19 protein-coding genes are annotated in these 19,237 nt (G+C 41.5%); 13 read left to right on the top strand and 6 right to left on the bottom strand.

Annotated elements, in window-relative coordinates:
* The 3 genes from AB7E53_RS08675 to rpsO form a co-directional block, all read right to left on the bottom strand.
* A partial coding sequence (locus AB7E53_RS08675; RefSeq protein WP_446775210.1) for an AMP-binding protein occupies positions 1-435 on the bottom strand: 435 nt, incomplete at its 3' end.
* Positions 436-448: 13 nt separating this feature from the next.
* Positions 449-1,033 (bottom strand): helix-turn-helix domain-containing protein, encoded by a 585-nt coding sequence (locus AB7E53_RS08680; RefSeq protein WP_079682165.1) that lies wholly within the window; start codon positions 1,031-1,033, stop codon positions 449-451.
* 204 nt (positions 1,034-1,237) lie between these two features.
* Entirely contained in the window at positions 1,238-1,507 is a 270-nt protein-coding gene (gene rpsO, locus AB7E53_RS08685; protein ID WP_068187106.1) for a 30S ribosomal protein S15, read from the bottom strand.
* A gap of 146 nt (positions 1,508-1,653) precedes the next feature.
* On the opposite strand from rpsO, the gene typA reads away from it, so the two are divergent.
* Positions 1,654-3,450 carry a translational GTPase TypA gene (typA, locus tag AB7E53_RS08690; RefSeq protein ID WP_371690127.1) on the top strand — a complete coding sequence of 599 codons (1,797 nt, stop codon included), beginning with the start codon at positions 1,654-1,656 and terminating at the stop codon, positions 3,448-3,450.
* Between the two features lie 150 nt (positions 3,451-3,600).
* Here the strand turns inward: typA and AB7E53_RS08695 are convergent, their stop codons facing one another.
* The 3 genes from AB7E53_RS08695 to xerD all read right to left on the bottom strand — a co-directional run bounded on the left by AB7E53_RS08695 (position 3,601) and on the right by xerD (position 8,913).
* Positions 3,601-5,292, bottom strand: a complete 1,692-nt coding sequence (locus tag AB7E53_RS08695) for a hypothetical protein (protein WP_179400446.1) — start codon at positions 5,290-5,292, stop codon at positions 3,601-3,603.
* A 304-nt stretch (positions 5,293-5,596) separates the two neighbouring features.
* Positions 5,597-7,867: a T9SS type A sorting domain-containing protein gene (locus tag AB7E53_RS08700; RefSeq protein WP_446775212.1), complete on the bottom strand. Its 2,271-nt coding sequence runs from the start codon at positions 7,865-7,867 to the stop codon at positions 5,597-5,599.
* A 131-nt stretch (positions 7,868-7,998) separates the two neighbouring features.
* Entirely contained in the window at positions 7,999-8,913 is a 915-nt protein-coding gene (xerD, locus tag AB7E53_RS08705; RefSeq protein WP_179400448.1) for a site-specific tyrosine recombinase XerD, read from the bottom strand.
* Between the two features lie 93 nt (positions 8,914-9,006).
* Between xerD and aroQ the strand changes: the two genes are divergently transcribed.
* The 12 genes from aroQ to porM all read left to right on the top strand — a co-directional run.
* The gene (aroQ, locus tag AB7E53_RS08710) at positions 9,007-9,423 is read left to right on the top strand and encodes a type II 3-dehydroquinate dehydratase (RefSeq protein WP_079682162.1); all 417 of its coding nucleotides are present in this window, start codon (positions 9,007-9,009) and stop codon (positions 9,421-9,423) included.
* A 74-nt stretch (positions 9,424-9,497) separates the two neighbouring features.
* Entirely contained in the window at positions 9,498-10,949 is a 1,452-nt protein-coding gene (gene pyk, locus AB7E53_RS08715) for a pyruvate kinase (protein ID WP_179400449.1), read from the top strand.
* A 6-nt stretch (positions 10,950-10,955) separates the two neighbouring features.
* On the top strand, positions 10,956-11,588 hold the full coding sequence (locus AB7E53_RS08720) for an O-methyltransferase (protein WP_079682160.1): 633 nt from the start codon (positions 10,956-10,958) through the stop codon (positions 11,586-11,588).
* A 5-nt stretch (positions 11,589-11,593) separates the two neighbouring features.
* Positions 11,594-11,929 carry a 30S ribosome-binding factor RbfA gene (rbfA, locus tag AB7E53_RS08725; RefSeq protein ID WP_079682159.1) on the top strand — a complete coding sequence of 112 codons (336 nt, stop codon included), beginning with the start codon at positions 11,594-11,596 and terminating at the stop codon, positions 11,927-11,929.
* 6 nt (positions 11,930-11,935) lie between these two features.
* On the top strand, positions 11,936-13,162 hold the full coding sequence (locus AB7E53_RS08730) for an FtsX-like permease family protein (protein WP_446775214.1): 1,227 nt from the start codon (positions 11,936-11,938) through the stop codon (positions 13,160-13,162).
* 42 nt (positions 13,163-13,204) lie between these two features.
* Positions 13,205-13,996: an O-methyltransferase gene (locus AB7E53_RS08735; protein WP_079682157.1), complete on the top strand. Its 792-nt coding sequence runs from the start codon at positions 13,205-13,207 to the stop codon at positions 13,994-13,996.
* 10 nt (positions 13,997-14,006) lie between these two features.
* Positions 14,007-14,576 (top strand): cob(I)yrinic acid a,c-diamide adenosyltransferase, encoded by a 570-nt coding sequence (locus tag AB7E53_RS08740; protein ID WP_079682156.1) that lies wholly within the window; start codon positions 14,007-14,009, stop codon positions 14,574-14,576.
* A gap of 74 nt (positions 14,577-14,650) precedes the next feature.
* The gene (locus tag AB7E53_RS08745) at positions 14,651-14,872 is read left to right on the top strand and encodes a DUF2795 domain-containing protein (RefSeq protein WP_005633363.1); all 222 of its coding nucleotides are present in this window, start codon (positions 14,651-14,653) and stop codon (positions 14,870-14,872) included.
* A gap of 107 nt (positions 14,873-14,979) precedes the next feature.
* A complete protein-coding gene (locus AB7E53_RS08750; RefSeq protein WP_446775216.1) occupies positions 14,980-15,939 on the top strand; it encodes a PorP/SprF family type IX secretion system membrane protein in 960 nt (319 codons plus the stop codon).
* Between the two features lie 4 nt (positions 15,940-15,943).
* Complete coding sequence (gene porK / locus AB7E53_RS08755; protein WP_446775218.1) at positions 15,944-17,365, top strand: type IX secretion system lipoprotein PorK/GldK; 1,422 nt, start codon at positions 15,944-15,946, stop codon at positions 17,363-17,365.
* A gap of 31 nt (positions 17,366-17,396) precedes the next feature.
* Positions 17,397-18,443, top strand: a complete 1,047-nt coding sequence (gene porL / locus AB7E53_RS08760) for a type IX secretion system motor protein PorL/GldL (RefSeq protein WP_245832489.1) — start codon at positions 17,397-17,399, stop codon at positions 18,441-18,443.
* Between the two features lie 21 nt (positions 18,444-18,464).
* Positions 18,465-19,237, top strand: a 773-nt coding sequence (porM, locus tag AB7E53_RS08765) for a type IX secretion system motor protein PorM/GldM (protein ID WP_446775220.1), incomplete at its 3' end; no start/stop codon positions are given.

Below are 19,237 nucleotides of genomic sequence, written 5' to 3' on the forward strand. Positions count from 1 at the left end.
GGGAAAACGGCTGCAGCTAAGATAACCTCGTTGAGAATTTCTAAGTTCGGGAATCATTTCGTAGACCATGTCTACATAGTTTCCGTCAAATACCCCTTCGGTAATACATAAGGTGTGTAAATCCGAATTTTCAACAAGAAATTCCAGTTCGTGCTGCTTGTAATTGGTATTTACAGTTACCAATACCGCTCCGATTTTAGCTCCGGCATACAGAAAGGTAAGCCAGTCGGGGACATTGGTTGCCCAGATTCCTACATGGGTTCCTTTTGTTACACCGATAGCCAGCAATCCTTTGGCCATTTTGTCTACCCGTTCGTTAAACTCCTTCCAGGTGAAACGCAGGTCGCGGTCCGAATAAACAAGGTATTCTTTATCGGGTGTTGTCTCGGCCCAATGCTCAAGCCATTGTCCGATTGTTTTGTCTTGTAATTCCATAAAGAGATGATAATTAGTATGGCGTATATACTACAGCCAGTATTTTAGCTGTACTGCCGGCTCCGGCATGTACATGATGGGCTACAATCGAATCGTAATAAATGCTGTCTCCCTCTTCAAGGATGTAGGTGTTTTTGCCGTAATTGATTTCTACGATACCTTCAAGAACATAAATGAATTCTTCGCCTTCGTGTGTGGAAAGGATAAAATCTACGCCCGATGACGAGGCAATATCGATCAGGAACGGCTCCATGTGTCGTCCCGACTTTGCTTTCGACAAGGAATGGTATTCCATGTGCTTGCGTGCCTTGGTGGCATTGTTTGAGAAGCTGATACTTTCTGTAGCGGTATTGCTGTCTTGTTTCCGACAAATAACCGGACCCAGCTCTGTCTGATCGTCGAGGAATGTGCCCAGACGAACTCCCAGCACGCGGGCAATCTTGATTAACGGAGCCAGGGAAGGAAAATCAAGACTTCCTTCTATACGCTCTACCTGATCTACACTTAATCCGGAGCGTTCGGCAACTTCCTGAACGGTGAGGTTTTTGGATTCGCGGATGCGTTGTATTTTTGCTCCTATAATCTTGTTATTTCCCATGATAATTAAGTTGTATGTATTTTATTAATTTTTCGGCTGATTATAATTTGTTACAAAACACGGCAAAAATACATTAAATATTCAAAGATTAGGCTATTTTGTGTGGTTTTTAATCTGTTTTTTGATTAAAAGGGAGTTGTTATAACAAAAGAAAAGGGCCCCCTTCAATGAAGAGAGCCCTTTAACTTCCTGAGAAGTTGTTTCTTACTTTCTGATACCAAGTTCTTTGATGATTGCACGATATCTTTCGATGTCTTTAGCAATTAGGTAATCCAGTAAACGACGACGTTTACCTACCAACATTTTAAGAGCTCTTGAAGTACTATAATCTTTGTGATTCTTTTTCAAGTGTTCTGTTAAATGAGAAATGCGGAAAGTGAAAAGAGCGATCTGGCTTTCTGCAGAACCTGTGTCTGCGCTAGACTTTCCGTACTTTTCGAAAAGTTCTGCCTTTTTAGCTGAATCTAAATACATGAATTCTACTTTTAAAAAATTAATACTATTGTTTCAAAGCGTGCGCAAAGGTAGCCATTAGTTTTTTGATAGACAACACTTTTACTTTTCTTTTTTTCCATATGAAAGGAATTTGTCGTAAATTTGCAGCCAATAAATTAGTCTCAATGCAAAAGATTAGAAACATCGCGATTATCGCGCACGTGGATCACGGTAAAACAACGCTCGTTGACAAAATGTTATTAGCAGGTAAGCTTTTCCGTGAAGGACAGGCAGAACCCGACCAGTTTTTGGATAGTAATGACCTTGAGCGCGAAAGAGGTATTACGATTCTTTCCAAGAACGTATCCATTACTTACAATGATTATAAAATCAACATTATTGATACTCCGGGGCACGCCGACTTTGGTGGCGAGGTTGAAAGAGTATTGAATATGGCCGACGGTGTTTTATTGTTAGTAGATGCGTTTGAAGGCCCCATGCCTCAAACCCGTTTTGTACTGCAGAAGGCCATCCAGCTTGGATTAAAACCTATTGTAGTTGTTAATAAAGTAGATAAACCAAACTGCAGACCGTCTGAAGTTCAGGAAATGGTGTTCGACCTGATGTTTAGTCTGGACGCCACCGAAGAACAGCTGGACTTCCCGACAATTTATGGCTCTGCTAAAAACGGTTGGATGTCTACCGACTGGAATGAACCTAAAGAAGATATTTCCGCATTGCTTGATGCAATCATAGAATATATCCCCGAACCTGTAACATTGGAAGGTACTCCGCAGATGCTTATCACTTCGCTCGACTTCTCCAAATATGTGGGTCGTATTGCCATCGGTCGCGTACACCGTGGTGAATTGAGAGAGGGGCAGGATGTGATGCTTTGCAAGCGTGACGGTTCTATGGTAAAATCACGCATCAAGGAGGTGAATGTATTTGAAGGTCTGGGTCGCAGTAAAGTGAGCTCGGTTAAATCGGGTGATATCTGTGCCCTTATCGGCATCGAAGGTTTTGAAATTGGAGAAACTATTGCCGATTTTCTGGAGCCCGAGGCTTTACCTACCATCGCGATCGACGAACCTACCATGTCTATGTTGTTTACAATCAACAATTCTCCCTTCTACGGAAAAGATGGAAAGTTTGTTACATCACGCCATATATTTGAACGTCTGCAGAAAGAACTTGATAAGAACCTGGCATTACGTGTGGAACCTACCGACTCGGCCGATTCGTGGCTGGTATACGGTCGTGGGGTATTGCACTTGTCTGTACTTATCGAAACAATGCGTCGCGAAGGATACGAATTGCAGGTGGGTCAGCCTCAGGTAATCATCAAAGAAATCGATGGCGTAAAATGTGAACCGGTTGAAGAGCTTACCATTAACCTCCCCGAAGAGTGTTCAAGCCGTATCATTGATATGGTTACAAAACGCAAAGGCGAAATGAGAATGATGGAGAGCAAGAACGATCGTATCCATCTTCAGTTCATCATCCCATCACGTGGTATTATCGGGTTGAACAACGCGGTGCTTACTGCTTCGGCGGGTGAAGCCATAATGGCTCATCGCTTCATCGAATTCCAACCCTGGAAAGGGGATATCGAACGTCGTGCCAATGGCGCGATTATCGCTATGGAAGCAGGTACGGCTTTTGCTTATGCATTAAATAACCTTCAATCAAGAGGACGCTTTTTTGTTAGTCCCCAGGAAGATGTTTATGCAGGACAGATTGTGGGAGAGCATTCGAAAGAAGGAGATTTGGTCGTAAATGTTACTAAGTCGAAGAAGCTTACCAACATGCGTGCATCCGGATCGGATGATAAGGTCTCTTTGGCTCCTCCGGTTGTGTTCAGTCTGGAGGATGCGTTGGAATATATCAAAGCCGACGAGTATGTGGAGGTTACACCTAACAGCATGCGTCTGCGTAAAATTGTTCTCGACGAGAATGAGCGTAAGCGCTTAAGCAGATAATATATCATCTATAGATATGAAAGGGTGCCGGATTTGATTCCGGCACCCTTTTTTATGTTTGCCCAGCACGAACGTTTTCCTGTGGGTCTTATATAAATAAAGCCCCAGGCGGATGCCTGAGGCTTTATCGTATTTAATAAAATGTAGTTCTTACTTTACTAAAGCAGAGAATGCAGCATCAGCAGCAAATTTTGCAAATTCAAGATCCTTAGCAGCTTCTTTAGCCATAGCCTTGTCTTTTGCAATAGATGATTTCAAATTGCTGATTACACCGTTAACGTTGTTTGTACGAGCAGCAACAACAGCTTTCAAATAATCTGTTGTAGCGTCTGCGTTAGCAACACCGTCTAATGTTTGCTGAGCTTTGCTGTAGTCCTTTACAAGGATCTGAGCTAAAGCAGCATTGTTGCTCTTTGTTGCACCGAAAGAGTTAACAGCCTTAGCGTATTCGCCTTTTTCAAGGTAAAGAACGCCCAGAGCTTCACTTAATTCAGCAACACCTGCAGCGCTACCAAACAATTGTTCAGCCTTAGCCTGGTCACCCTTAGTCAAAGCGATCAAACCTAAGTTCATGTTAGATTCGTTGTTAGCCTTAACAGAATTAGCTTTATTGAACATTGCTTCAGCAGCAGACAAATCACCGTTCAGGAAGTTGATCATACCAACGTTGTTGTATGTACGGTAATCGCTAGGGAACAATTCAACAGCTTTTTTGTAGATTGCTTCTTTTTCTGCAGTTGTTTTTGCCAAAGCACCAGCATAAAGAAGTTCTTCTACTGTAAGAGCTTTTGCATCCGTTTTAGCAAGGTTGGCAATTTCGTCGTCTGATTTACCAATGATTTCGATATTGGCAGTCAAACGTGAACGACGCAACTGAGGAAGAATTTCGTCAGCAAGGTTGCTGTAAACTGCAGAGATATTCTTGATTTCTTTTTCTCTCTGTTCTGGATCGTTGTACATTGAAAGAACGCGAAGAACCAAGTCTTTGTCCTGAAGGTTAGAGTTGGCAACCAATTCTTTGAAACCTTCCCAGTCTTCAGCTGTGTAACGAGCGTCTACCGGAGCATCGATTTTTTCTTTCTTCAATTCTTTAGCAAGATATTTAGAAGTGTTCTTTTCACGCTTTTCAGCAAGACCTGTATTCAGATCAAGACCACCATCAGGAGAAGCATATGCAGAAATTTCGATAGCTACATTTTGGTTAGGAGCTTCGTTTGCATTCTTAACAAGGTTTTTCCAATCAGCCAATTCGCCTTTCTTCAATTCTTTTGTGCGAAGTTCAGCTTGTTGGATAAGGAACATGATGTTTGCATTGTGAGCTTCTTTAATGATGCGTTGGAACTTATCGGCAGCCAAAGCTGGAGTTGCAGTTCCTGCGTCAGCCAAAGCTGAAGTTGCAATAACACCTTCGCCAATCTTGATGTCGGGAAGAGCTACTGTTTTGTTCTTGATTTTAGCTTCGAAAGTCAGATATAATTCTGATTTCTTCATTTCAGGTTTGTAAGTGAAAGAAGATTTCATTGTAACATTGGCTCCTGCAGCTTGAGGAATTACCTGGTTGTTACCATTTACTTTTTCACCTTGGTATGTGTAAGCTGTGCCCCATGCTTCGCCACCTTCATACCTTAACACCGGAGTTACAGTTACAACAGCGTTTTTGTTGAACCATTTTGCCGGGAATGTAGCATTGATTGTTACAGGAACTTTGCCACCGATAGCCTCAAGTGGCTGCGGTTCGGCCTTAATGTACTGTTCTGCTAACGGTTTCAACTTGCTTGAGCAAGAAGAAAAGGTTACAATTGTTGCCAAAATGAAAAATGGCAAGAAAAACTTTTTGTTCATAATTTGATGTAAGTTTAAAATGATATTTATGTATTTATATTCACTTATTTTGCTTATTATACATTAGCCTGCAAAACTAAAGTATTATTTTAAGGAAGTATAGAATTCCGGTCATAAAATGTCACTAATTTAATACTTATTAATGAAAGTAGACCATGTTTAATTAATATAAAATTAAATTTTATATACGATGACCTTTTATATAATTCTATTACTTCAAGTCTAAAGAAACGATTACTTGTCTAAAATACGTATAATTCTCATAGGCAAAAAATATATTTTAGTTTATTGATACATTTAAATATTAAAGTACAATTTTTGTTGCATATCTGGTTTTTTCAGTCTTTACATTAACAATATAGATCCCTCTTGAAAGATGGCTTATAGGTAATGTAATCTGATTTGAACGGAATGAGTTCGTTTGGATCAACTTACCGGTAACCGACAACAATTCCACTTGGACCGATTCTCCCGGTTCGCTGGTTAGAATGTAAAGCTGTTTTCTGTCTGCTCCCGTAAAAACCCGGATTGCCGGATTTAAATCTTCTGGTTCGATGCCGACAGGATTTTCACCGGATGATTCCATGTATTGAACAACAGGGTCGATAAACAGGGATGTTGCAAAGTTAATCACGTTGGAAGCTTCAGTCCATTCGCCGCTACGTTTAATCCAGGCCGTATTTTTGGTGGATTCTCCAGATTTGAGATTGTAAACAGCGATTGTATCACCGGCTACATTTTCAATTGTATAGGAGATGTAGAATTCATTTTCGGCAACTACCCGGGATGTAAACGGTACAAATGTTTCCATATCTCGGTTTAAAGGCTTATCGGTTTCTATAAAACCAGTCTTGGATGCATCCAGATTGGTATAAGTAGGCTTGAAAATTTGCGAATGGATAAGCTGATCGGGTTTGCCGTTTCCGTTGTATACAGAGATTGTAACCTTGCTGTCTTTCCAAGAACCTATAGCAGATGGAGTAACCATAAACACCCCGTGGATGCGAACTTTCTCCCCGGAGATGGAATAACCTTCTGCAAAACTTTCCGGGTTAGTTGTATTTGTCCCGAAAACAAATCCCGAGTCGGGCAACGCTACCTTGAGAGCTTCAATGTTATTTCTGTTCCCGTTGTTGGTGAGATTACTTAACCTTACGGCGGCAGCATCTCCATAGGGATCCAATCCTTCTATTTTGTAAATTGGGAATGACATCGGGTTCAGCCAATACTTAAGTGTAATTTCTTTTGTAGTATCCGGAGCCCACGAGTCTTTCAACGTATAATAATAGTCGTTTATCGGACCTTTTAGGGTAGGATGTCCCGGAATAAATGTACAGTTTGAACTTCCACCTGAAAGAGCTCCTACAACCATGTCCTGTGCATCGAAGAGAGGAGATCCGGATGACCCGCTTGCGGTTGACCCGTCATTCCACCTGGGGATATGCCAATGGTTGTTTTCTTTGAAATGGGTAATATCGAAGGATGCAACGTTCAATTCACCAGTGTACTTATTGATCCGTTTCACAGATCCTCCCGGATGATGGATCCCACTATAGGGAGCTACACCTGCATCCATTGCATTCCAGCCGGCATAATAGGGCCGGTAATATACAGGAGGCGTTTGCAGTAATTCCAGCAGCGCTAAATCTGTTTTCTCGTTGATGGCACATGGTACGGCAGAGACCATGGACTGCTCTTCTGTTCCCCTCATGGTTGGACTGCACACCGGACTGTTGTAGTTAAAGAAGCAGACAATGCTGCCGGCCACCTTTTCGTAATCCGGATTGGTTACACTAAATTTGTTATTGAGACAGTGTGATGCCGTTAATAAAAACGGAGTTCCATCCCTTTCGGTATTGTTTAGCAACGTTCCGTTGCATAGAATAGTTCCGTCTATAATCAGCAAAACGACGCTACGTCCTACTTCTTCGTATTGATTTTCATAATTGGGGTCGCAAACCAAGTTGTCCATACAGAAATTGGTTCCAACGTTGGGGCCAGGTTCGGCCCCTCTTAAATTGCGATAATCATGGTTTACTTCACCAACAACCAATCTTCCGGCGAATGCAGCATTGGCTGGTTCGTGGTATTCAATTATCAACTCGTCTCCCTTAACGGGGGCGACCGGAAGTATATTAAGCTTTGAATTGTTCTGATGGGTGAAGGATCCCAGGATATGGGTTTGGTCCGGATTGAAAAGAAAGACCTGACTACCCTCCGGTATTTCAAATTCTGAAAATAATACATTGATGGAATAAGCCCCGGCCGAGCGTATACCTAACCTCCAGACTTTTGTGCCGTCTGCCATTGTAAATGAGGTTCCGGCTGTCTTTACATTCAGCGAGGTCATAAACTTATATGCAAACCTGAATCCTCCCCGCAGATCACTTTCGTTCAATGAATCTACGCGAAGCTCCTCGGCCACATCGAATGCAGGCATCTCCACAAAAAAATCAGCAGAATTACTCTTAAGAGTAAGCATCGGAAGAGGAGATCCTCCGTGGCTGATTTGTGCGACTCCTTTAGCAGTTATGCAAAGAAGAACGAGTACTAGGGCAACAATATTTGTTTTCATATATTTTATGTAGGCAAAATTACACATAATTATTTGTTAATTGATTTAACTCAAGTTCTTTTTCAACTTTTATTTGTTTATTTTGCTGAAAATAGCTTAATAAATCTTTCGCGCTGAATGTCAGATCTTTTTTATTGACTTTTTTGCCGGCTTCTGGGATGATGATCCAGGATTTCGTTTCGTAAGAATTCGCGGTCGATATGGGTGTAAATTTCTGTGGTTGTGATTTTTTCGTGACCTAGCATCAGTTGTATTGCCCGAAGGTTGGCACCTCCCTCAAGTAAGTGGGTGGCAAAGGAATGGCGGAATGTATGCGGACTGATATTTTTGGTGATGCCAGCCAAAACTGCCTGTTCTTTGATGATGTGGAAAACCATGATACGAGACAATCCGGTTCCCCGGCGACTAAGGAACAGGAAATCATCGTAACCCTTTTTTATTTGAACGGCATTACGGTCAAAAAGATACAGGCGTATTTCTTTAAGGGCGGTATCTGAAATGGGAACTAAGCGCTGCTTGCTTCCTTTGCCTTCTACCCGAATGAATCCTTCGTTAAAGTAAACATCCGGAAACCGAAGGTTTATAAGTTCGGAAACACGAAGTCCGCAGCTGTAAAGAACCTCCAGCATGGCCCTGTTTCGCTGCCCCTCCGCCTTTGAAAGGTCAATGCTGTCCAGTAGTCTGTTGATTTCATTGATTGACAGCACTTCGGGTAGTTTAAGTCCTATTTTGGGAGCTTCCAACAATTCAGTCGGGTCGCTTGTTATATATTCATCAATGAGTAAGAAATGATAAAAGGATTTGATGCCTGATAAAATACGTGCCTGAGAGCGTGGATGAATTCCTATATCATGTAATTGTGAGATAAATTGTTGCAAATCAAGATAAGTTATGCCTGTTATGTCCAGATTTTCAGTTTTCGCATAGGATACTAATTTCTCTAAGTCACGCATGTATGCGTCCACTGAATTCGGTGATAGCGATTTTTCGAGGCGAATATATGTATGGTATTTACTTATAATATCTTTACCCAATTGCTTTGTCATAGTTTATATCAATTTTGTCAAATAAAATCATTATCTTTGCCGGATATTTTCCAACCCTGTGGTATGGGGCAAAGGTAATAAACTTACAATAAAATGAAGAAGATTCAGATTATCAACGGACCAAATCTTAATCTGCTGGGAAAGCGAGAGCCGTCTGTATATGGAAACTCCTCTTTTGAGGAGTATCTTGATACGCTGCGGAAAAACTTTCCTACGTTTGAAATTACCTTTTTTCAAAGCAATATTGAAGGCGAATTGCTAAATAAAATTCACGAGATAGGATTTGATTATGATGGAATAATACTAAATGCCGGAGCCTACACCCATACATCCATTGCATTGTATGATGCTATTAAAGCAGTTACAACTCCGGTTGTGGAAGTACATATTTCGAATGTTCATGCCAGAGAGTCGTTTAGGCATGAATCTAAAATCTCAGCTGCATGCAAAGGAGTGATCCTTGGCTTTGGGCTTGATTCTTACAAACTGGCCCTTGAATCTTTCAAATGAATTTGATGGACCGGGTGCTTGTTTGTGTTTTAATTTGAAGATTTTTTTAATAAAGATTATAATAGTAAGGTTATATGTTAAAGCATACAAAGATTGTTGCTACTGTTTCAGATCAACGGTGTGAGGTAGAGTTTATCAGATCCCTGTATAAGGCAGGAATGAATGTGGTACGCCTGAATTCGGCCCACATGGTTGAAGAAGGGTTTAATAGAGTTGTCGGCAATACCCGTGCCGTGTCAAATCACATTGCGCTTTTAATGGATACGAAAGGCCCGGAGATTCGAACAACCAAAACGGCTCAGCCTCTTGAATTAAAAACAGGTGATAGAATTAAGGTGATGGGTAATCCTGATGGAGAAACCACCAGGGAATGCATTTGCCTGTCGTATAAGAATTTTGTTGCAGATATGTCTGTAGGCGGAGAATTGCTTATCGACGATGGCGATCTTGATTTGAAAGTTATTGAAAAGCATTCTGATTACCTTGTTTGCGAGGCGTTGAATGATGCTACTCTTGGTAGCCGTAAAAGTGTTAATGTACCGGGGGTACGTATCAGCTTGCCATCGTTGACAGAAAAAGACCGTACCAGCATTCTTTACTGTATTAAGAATAATCTTGATTTTATTGCTCATTCATTTGTTCGTTGCAAACAAGATGTGCTTGATATACAGCGTATTCTTGACGAACACAACAGCCCGATCAAAATTATTGCTAAGATTGAAAATCAGGAAGGTATTGATAATATCGATGAAATCCTGGAGGTGGCTTACGGTATCATGATCGCCCGTGGTGATTTAGGTATTGAAGTTCCACAGGAAAAGATTCCGGGTATTCAGCGTGTATTGATCAGAAAGTGTGTGGAAGCTAAAAAGCCGGTTATTGTGGCAACTCAGATGCTTCACTCGATGATCAATAATCCTCGTCCTACCAGAGCAGAGGTTACAGATATCGCAAATGCCATTTATTACCGTACAGATGCATTAATGTTAAGTGGTGAGACTGCCTATGGAAAATATCCTGTAGAAGCGGTTGCTACTATGACCAAGATTGCAGCTGAAGCCGAAAAAACAAAGCTTGCAGCAAATGATATCCGTGTTCCTATCGTAGGAAACGACCTTGATGTAACTTCTTTCCTTGCCAAACAAGCAGTGAAGGCATCTTCAAAGCTTCATGTAAAAGCAATCATAACAGATAGCTTTACCGGAAGAACAGCACGTTATCTGGCTGCTTTCCGTGGTACATCCACCGTATATGCCATCTGTTATCACGAGCGTCTTACAAGAGAGCTGGCTTTATCTTATGGCGTATGGGCTGTTTATCAGGAAGAGAGTAAATCTGAGCGGGAATATTACTTTAAAGCATTGAATGAACTGATCAAGAGTGGCCGTATTACCCGTTCTGATATGGTTGCCTATCTTAGCGGTAGCTTTGGTGAAGGCGGCGGTACCTCGTTCCTCGAAATAAATAATGTTGGCAAAGTTTTGGATGCTGGAGATAAATACTCGCTTCCAACTTTTAAAGACTAATATTGAATGACGAAAGAAATAGAATCCTATATTCTTTCACATAGTGATGAAGAAGGTTCACTGTTGGCTGCTTTAAATAGGGATGCCAATGTGAATCTTCTTCGTCCACGTATGTTATCCGGGCATCTTCAAGGCAGAATTTTAAAGATGTTTTGCCGGATGCTTAAACCTAAACGGGTTCTCGAAATAGGGACCTATACAGGTTATGCAACTCTTTGTATGGCTGAGGCTCTTGAGAAGGATGCCGAAATCCACACGTTGGAGATCAATGATGAGATGGAAGATTTTATCCGTAAGTATGTTTCCCAATCGCCGGATAAGGATAAAATCAAGCTTTATTTCGGTGATGCGATGGAGATCATACCGGCGTTGGATGAATCATTCGATCTTGTTTTTATAGATGCCGATAAACGACTTTACTCAGATTATTACGATCTGATTTTTGATAAGTTGCCGGCAGGGGCTTTGATCCTGGCTGATAATACCTTATGGGACGGGAAAGTGCTTGAGCCTCTCCATCCGGCAGATAAGCAAACAGCGGGTATTCTTGCATTTAATGATAAAATAAAAGCTGATCAGAGAGTGGAGAAGGTGATTCTGCCGCTTCGGGACGGACTTACAATGATTTGGAAAAAATAATAATTATGGAAAGTACAAGATTAAATAAAATTGGTCGTTTATTGCAGAAGGAATTAAGCGATATATTTCTGCTTCAGACAAAGGCTATGTCGGGCACTTTGGTATCCGTGAGTGTGGTGCGGGTAAGTCCTGATTTAGGCATTGCACGGGTATATTTAAGTATTTTTCCTTCGGAAAAAGCTCCCGAATTGCTGGAAGCCATCAAGGCTAACACCAAGGCTATCCGCTTTGATTTAGGTCAACGGGTGCATTTACAGTTACGTAAAATACCCGAACTGACCTTTTATATCGATGATTCACTGGACTATATTGAAAAAATTGATAATTTGTTAAAGAAGTAATCCCCATTGAATTTTCCCTTTTACATAGCCAGAAGATACCTCTTTTCAAAGAAGTCTCACAATGCCATCAATATTATTTCGATGGTATCTGTTTGCGGTGTAGTTGTTGCAACCATTGCTTTAGTCTGCGCCCTGTCTGTGTATAATGGATTCAATGATCTGGTATCTACTTTATTCAGCAGCTTTGATCCTGAATTAAAGATCACTCCCCGAACAGGAAAGGTCTTCGATCCGCAAGACAGTCGGATTGAGAAGGTGAAAAAATTACCTTCAATAGACGTATGGTGTGAAGTCCTGGAAGATAATGCCTTGGTGCGTTATGATAACAGGCAGGTGGTTGCCGTTGTAAAGGGGGTTGATAAAAGTTTTGAGCAATTGGCGTCCATCGACAGTGTTTTGGTTGATGGTAATTTTATTTTACAGGATGATGTGGTTGATTATGCTATTCCAGGTATAGGGATGGCTTCAGCTCTTGGTGTAAATGCAGGTTATCTTTCGCCTATGGAGTTCTATGCACCCAAAAGAGATGAAAAAGTAAATCTGTCAAATCCTGCAACCTCATTTCAGGTTTCGTATGCATATGCCGGAGCAGTTTTCTGCATCAATCAACAAGTGTACGACGAAAATTATATTTTGGTGCCCATTTCTTTGACACGCGAACTATTTAAATACGAAACAGAAGTCTCCTCTATCGAGATCAAGCTGCATCCGTCTTCCAACTTTTCTTCCGATAAAGACGAAATCGCATCCATTCTAGGAAAAGATTTCATTGTTCAAGACCGATTCGAACAGCAGGAAGCATCTTATAAAATGATGCAGATAGAAAAATGGATGACCTTCTTAATTCTAAGCTTCATTCTGGCAATTGCCCTTTTTAATGTGGTGGGTTCGTTGTCGATGCTTATGATCGAAAAACAGGAAGATGTAAAGACTTTACGCAATATGGGTGCTAACGACGCGCTCATCTCCCGGATATTTCTTTTCGAAGGCTGGATGATTGCTGGCTTTGGCGCGTTGATAGGTATCTTGATCGGTATTATTCTTTGCCTGATTCAACAAGAATTCGGTTTGCTTAAACTGGGGCAGACTACAGGGGCCTTTATCGTTGATGCATATCCGGTACGGGTTGCATTAAGTGATGTAATTACTGTTTTTATTACGGTTGTTACTATAGGTTTTATAGCCGCATGGTATCCGGTACATCATCTGGGTAAGAAATGGTTTGTCAGATAAAACTTTTATTTACTAACTTTGTATTAGTAAATAAAATATAAGATGCAGATCATACCAAAAAGCAAAAATGCCTTAAGGCGTAGTATTCTCCTCTATAGACGTGTCCGCTATCGAAAAGGATATGGTGTACATTCTCCGTTTGTTTACAATCTGATTACTAAGGTTATTGAAGAATCAGGTCATTTCTATTTACTGGATGATATTGCGTTGACACGTTTAAAACTTCAGTACAGAGAGGAGCTGGTCTCTTATCCTGATAAGAAAAAAAAGGGGGCGATTGTCCAAAAGACCCTCGGACAGCTGGTTCAGAAAAGGGCTATTTCTCCTAAACAGGGTGCATTGTTGTTCAAAATCGTCAATTACTTCAAACCGGTTCATATTTTACAGATAGGGACCAATATGGGGCTGTCCACTCTTTACCTAACTTCTTACGCTTCCGGATTACAGTGTATTGCATTAGAGAGTAATCCGGCTTTTGCATCTGTTGCACGTGAGACCTTTAAACAGGCCCGGAATCCGATTGATCTGAGAGAAGGCGATTATACCGATCTGCTACCCAAGGCCCTTGAAGATATGGAAGCTGTGGATTTTGTTTATTTTAATATGCAGGATGATGATATTTGTTGTTCCTCGTTGTTTAATAAATGTGTGGAGCAGACTCATCAAAATTCAGTCTTTGTTTTTAAAGGGATTAAATCGTCTTCCAAGATGAGAATTGCCTGGAAAGAAATCTGTTCGCATCCGAAAGTTACAGTCACTATGGACCTATATGCTTTAGGTATAGTTTTTTTTAATGACAAGCTGCATAAACGTAATTATATAACCTACTATTGATATCAAGATTATGGCAACTAAAAAAAGTTTGATATATACTGGAACAGGAGATAAAGGAACTACCTCTCTGGTGGGTGGCGAACGTGTTTCTAAAACGCATCAGCGACTGGAAAGTTATGGCACAATAGACGAACTGAATTCTTTTATCGGTTTGTTGGTTACTTCCCTGGAGGATCAGCTGGATAAAGATTTTCTGTATTTTATTCAGCATAAATTATTTAGTGTCGGTTCTTATCTGGCAACCGACCAGCAAAGTACAGAGTTGAAAATTGAAAGCCGTATTACCCCTGAAAGTATCGTCCGGATTGAAAATGAAATCGATCGGTTGGATGCAGGAATACCGGTTATGCGAAACTTTGTTCTTCCGGGAGGATGCCGTTCCGCCTCTTTGGCACATGTATGCCGGACTGTTTGCAGAAGGGCAGAAAGACAGATATACAAATTAACAGAAACTGACCCGGTAGAGGAGCCGGTTTTGATTTTTGTGAACCGTTTATCCGACTATTTGTTCGTTTTAGCACGAAAAGAGTGTATAATTAACGATGGAAAAGAAATAATTTGGGATTATACTTGCATCTAAGAAATATAGTTCTATTTTTGCGGGAAATTGAAAATTAGAACTAACTTTTTGGTAACTATTAATACTTTATAACTATGTATTGGACATTGGAACTAGCTTCAAAACTAGAAGACGCACCCTGGCCTGCAACAAAGGACGAGTTGATTGATTATGCACAGCGTTCTGGTGCGCCGTTGGAAGTAATTGAGAATTTGCAAGAAATGGAAGATGAAGGCGAAATCTATGAATGCATGGAGGATATCTGGCCTGATTATCCAAGTAAAGAGGATTTCTTCTTTAATGAGGAAGAGTATTAATGTTTTTTTAAATACATTGGAGGCAGTAAGGAAATACTTACTGCCTTTTCTGTTTTTTATGCCTATGTACAATTTATTTCCATTTTTGCAGTTACAATAATCGTACTATGCATAAAGTAAGAATGAGAAGGCTTTTTCTGCAATTAATCATATTGTTGGGTGGAATGAATGTCGTTTTTGGACAATACGATGCCCAATTCAGTCAGTATTGGATGGCGATGGGATACTATAATCCTGCCGTTGCCGGTAATACGGACAATATCAATCTATTTGCTTTGCACCGCCAGCAATGGATCGGTATTGAAGGAGCACCCAAATCCTTTTTTGTTTCAGCCGATATGCCGTTAACTTTTGGTAAAACCACCCATGGGGTCGGGGTGGTGGGTTTTACAGAAACAATCGGTCTGTTTCAGAATACCCATGTTTCGGCTCAATATGCATATAAGAAAAAACTATTCGGAGGGATTCTTAGCATAGGTATACAGGCTGGCATGGTTAATCAAAGTTTCGACGGAACAAAGGTGGATATCCCTGAAAGTGAATTTCATACAGGTACGGATGAAGGAATACCCAATACCAAGGTTGAGGCCATGGTTCTTGATTTAAATGCAGGTATATATTACAGCCATAAAGACTTTTATGCAGGAATTGCATCGACACATATTTCCGAACCGGAACTGGCGCTTACTGAAAATGTATACAGCTATATAGGCAGGGCGTATAATTTAACCGGAGGATACAATATTCAACTCAGGAACCCGTTGTATGAATTGCAACCGTCTGTATTCATGAAGACTGATATGCAATCGTTTCAGACTGATATTACGGCCCGGTTAGTTTATAATAAAATGTTTAATGGCGGACTATCCTGGCGGGTGAATGAATCGGTGGTCCTTTCAATCGGGGCTCTTATCGGTGGATTTCAGGTGGGGTATGCTTATGATTTCCCGACATCTGCCATATTGAAGGGAAGTACCGGCAGCCACGAACTGATGATCCGGTATAAGTTGAAGCTGACAAAGACAAAAACAGGGAAAAATAAACACAAAAGTGTACGTATATTATAAGTATATGAAGAAGGTATTATCAATACTTGGGGCAGCAGCCTTAATTACCTCTTGCGGTAGTCCGTTAAGTGGAGGTGGAGGTGAGCTTACAGGAGCCAGAACGGCATCCTTCAATGAGCCGGCACCGTTTGGAATGATTCTTATTAAACGAGGTTCATTCGAGATGGGACCTTCGGATAAGGATTCGTTATGGGGTACAGATCCGGAAACCAAAGGAGTATCTTTTGATGCATTCTGGATGGACGAGACAGAAGTCACCAACGCTAAATATCGTCAGTTCCTTTATTACGTACGCGATTCGATCATTCGTGAACGTCTTGCCGATCCTGCCTACGGAGGCAACGAACTTTTTAAGATTACGGAAGACCGCTATGGCGAACCTGTAACACCTCATCTGGACTGGAGCAGACCCATACCCTGGAAGCGTGCAACTGAAGACGAGCAGCGCGCTATTGAGAGTGTATACTATATTCATCCCATCACCGGAGAAAAAAGACTGGATGAGAAGCAGATGAATTATCGATATGAGTGGTATGATCATACTGCCGCCGCATTAAGGAAGAATAACCTGGATCCGGCAGCCCGTCAACGTAATACAGATATAAAGGTAGATCCCAATGAGGTTGTCATGATCTCCAAGGATACGGCCTATATCAACGACGATGGGGTTATTGTTAATGAAACCATCACAAGACCGCTTAGCGGTTATCACGACTTTCTTCATACGAGGATCGTTAATATTTATCCGGATGAAACTTGTTGGGTAAATGATTTCAACAATGCCTATAATGAACCATACATGAGGATGTATTTTACACATGCCGGTTACAATGACTATCCGGTTGTGGGTGTTTCATGGGAACAAGCCACCGCATTTTGTGTCTGGAGAACCAACTATTTTAAAGAATCTGCCAATTTACCTGCCGGTTATACAATTGAACCTTTCAGATTGCCTACCGAAGGCGAATGGGAGTATGCAGCGCGTGCCGGTAAAAATGAAAATAAATACCCCTGGGCGACCAACGATCTGCAAAGCAGCAAAGGATGTTTCCTGGGGAACTTTAAGCCGGGTAATGGGAATTATACCGAAGACGGACATCTGATCACATCGAAGGTGGGTTCGTATTCTCCCAATGAATTCGGTTTATATGATATGGCCGGCAATGTGGCCGAGTGGACTTCCTCCACCTATTCTGAATCGGGTCCGAATCAGATGAATGATATGAATCCTGATTTGCGCTATAATGCGGCGAAGGAAGATCCTTACGCCATGAAGAAAAAGGTGGTGCGCGGCGGCTCCTGGAAGGATGTATCCCAGTTTATACGCTCGGATATGCGTTCCATGGAATACCAGAACGAAACACGTTCGTATATCGGCTTCAGATGCGTACGAACGCAGATCGGATTTTCAAAGGGTAAAAAATAGGAAATGATATATAATATAATACTTCGGAACGATGGGAAAGTATAAGAAATATAAAAATAGAATTGAGATGTTTCTTTCCAGTGATATGGGTAAGAGACTGCTGAACTTCTGTTATAGTTGGGGAGCCTCGATTGTTGTATTGGGAGCCTTGTTTAAATTGCTTCACCTCCCTTTTGGTAATGAAATGTTGTTCGTGGGTATGATGACGGAATTTTTTGTATTCTTCATCTCCGGGTTTGAACATCCCGGAAAGGATTATCATTGGGAAGAGGTGTTTCCTGTACTGAAATCCAAGAATCCCATGGATCGTCCCGAGTTTGCCAATCAAAAAGTTTCGGGTATCATGCATTCGGCTGCGAATGAAGAGGATGATTCCAATGCGAATTTGTTGATCAACCCGATGGCTGTAAAGCAATCAGCTGGATTAAGCGGAGCTTTGGACATTTCGGAAGAAGATACACGGAATCTTTCGGATAGCATCAAGAAGCTGAGTGGTGCAGCAGAGCAGATCTCCAAGATGGCTGAGTTGACAGATGCAACACAACAGTACCTGGATCAACTGGCTGGGATGGCCGACCAGATGAAGCGTTTCAGTCAGACTACAAACAGTCTTACGGAAGTATCGGATACGTTGCTAAGCTCCTATAAAAGTATTACGGACCATTCGGATGGAATCAACCAGAATTCAAGAGGATATGTACATCAGATGGAGGCGCTTAACCGGAATATCTCAGGACTCAACACCATCTATGAAATTCAGCTTAAGAGCATCAGTTCGCAAATCGACACCATCGAACGTATTAACGGCGGTTTGAGTCGTATAAAAGATTTATACGAAGGATCTGTGGTGGACAGTTCTGTCTTCCGGGCAGAAAATGAGCGCATGGCACAACAGCTTGCTCAGCTCAATACGGTTTACAGCCGTTTGTTGCAGGCGATGACAGTCAACATGCCCGGAGCCGGGATGTTTCAGTCACAACCTCAGGGAGGACAAGGTTACAATCCACCATCGGCATCTACCTACCAACCTCAGGGAGCTGCTTCTTATGGTTCAAATCCCGGACAACCCGGAAGATAATAATTAAACTGCAATCAGAATATGCCACAATTATCAAATAATCCCAATTCGCCCAGACAGAAGATGATCAATCTGATGTATCTGGTGTTCATTGCCATGATGGCACTTAATGTGTCGTCAGAGGTTTTGGATGGTTTCGAATTGGTGGAAGGCAGTTTACGAACTACGATCGACAACTCATCCAAACGAAATCAGATTGTATCGGGCGAGTTGGATACCTACTATCAGACTAACCCTACCAAGGTAAAAGAATGGTATGAGAAGGGACAGCAGGTGAAAAAGTCGAGCGATTCATTATACAACTACCTTCAGGAACTCAAGGTACGTATTGTAAAGGAGGCGGACGGGAAAGACGGGAATGTAAATAATATCGTTCATAAGGATGATATTGAAGCTTCCTCACAAATCATGTTGTCTCCGGTGACCGGCGAAGGTAAAAAGCTGAAACGTAGTATAGATAACTATCGGAAATTCTTAGGAGAATTGGTTACGGATCCCGCTAAAACAAAGGTTCTTGAAGCGAGCCTGAATACAGAGTCGGTGAGAAGCGGACTCACAACCCGTTCCTGGCAGGAGTCCTTGTTTGAAAATATGCCTGTTGCTGCGGCAGTAACCATGCTTACCAAATTACAGAGCGACGTACGCTATGCAGAAGGTGAGGCCTTGAACTATCTTCTCAGCAGTGTGGATGTGGGCGACTATCGTGTAAACCAGATAACGGCACAGGTTATTCCTCAAAGCCAGGTTGTAATGCGTGGCAGTCAGTATGAAGCAAACATTGTTCTTTCTGCAGT

The organism is Macellibacteroides sp. (assembly GCF_050251695.1).
GTDB classification, from domain to species: Bacteria; Bacteroidota; Bacteroidia; order Bacteroidales; family Tannerellaceae; genus Macellibacteroides; species Macellibacteroides fermentans.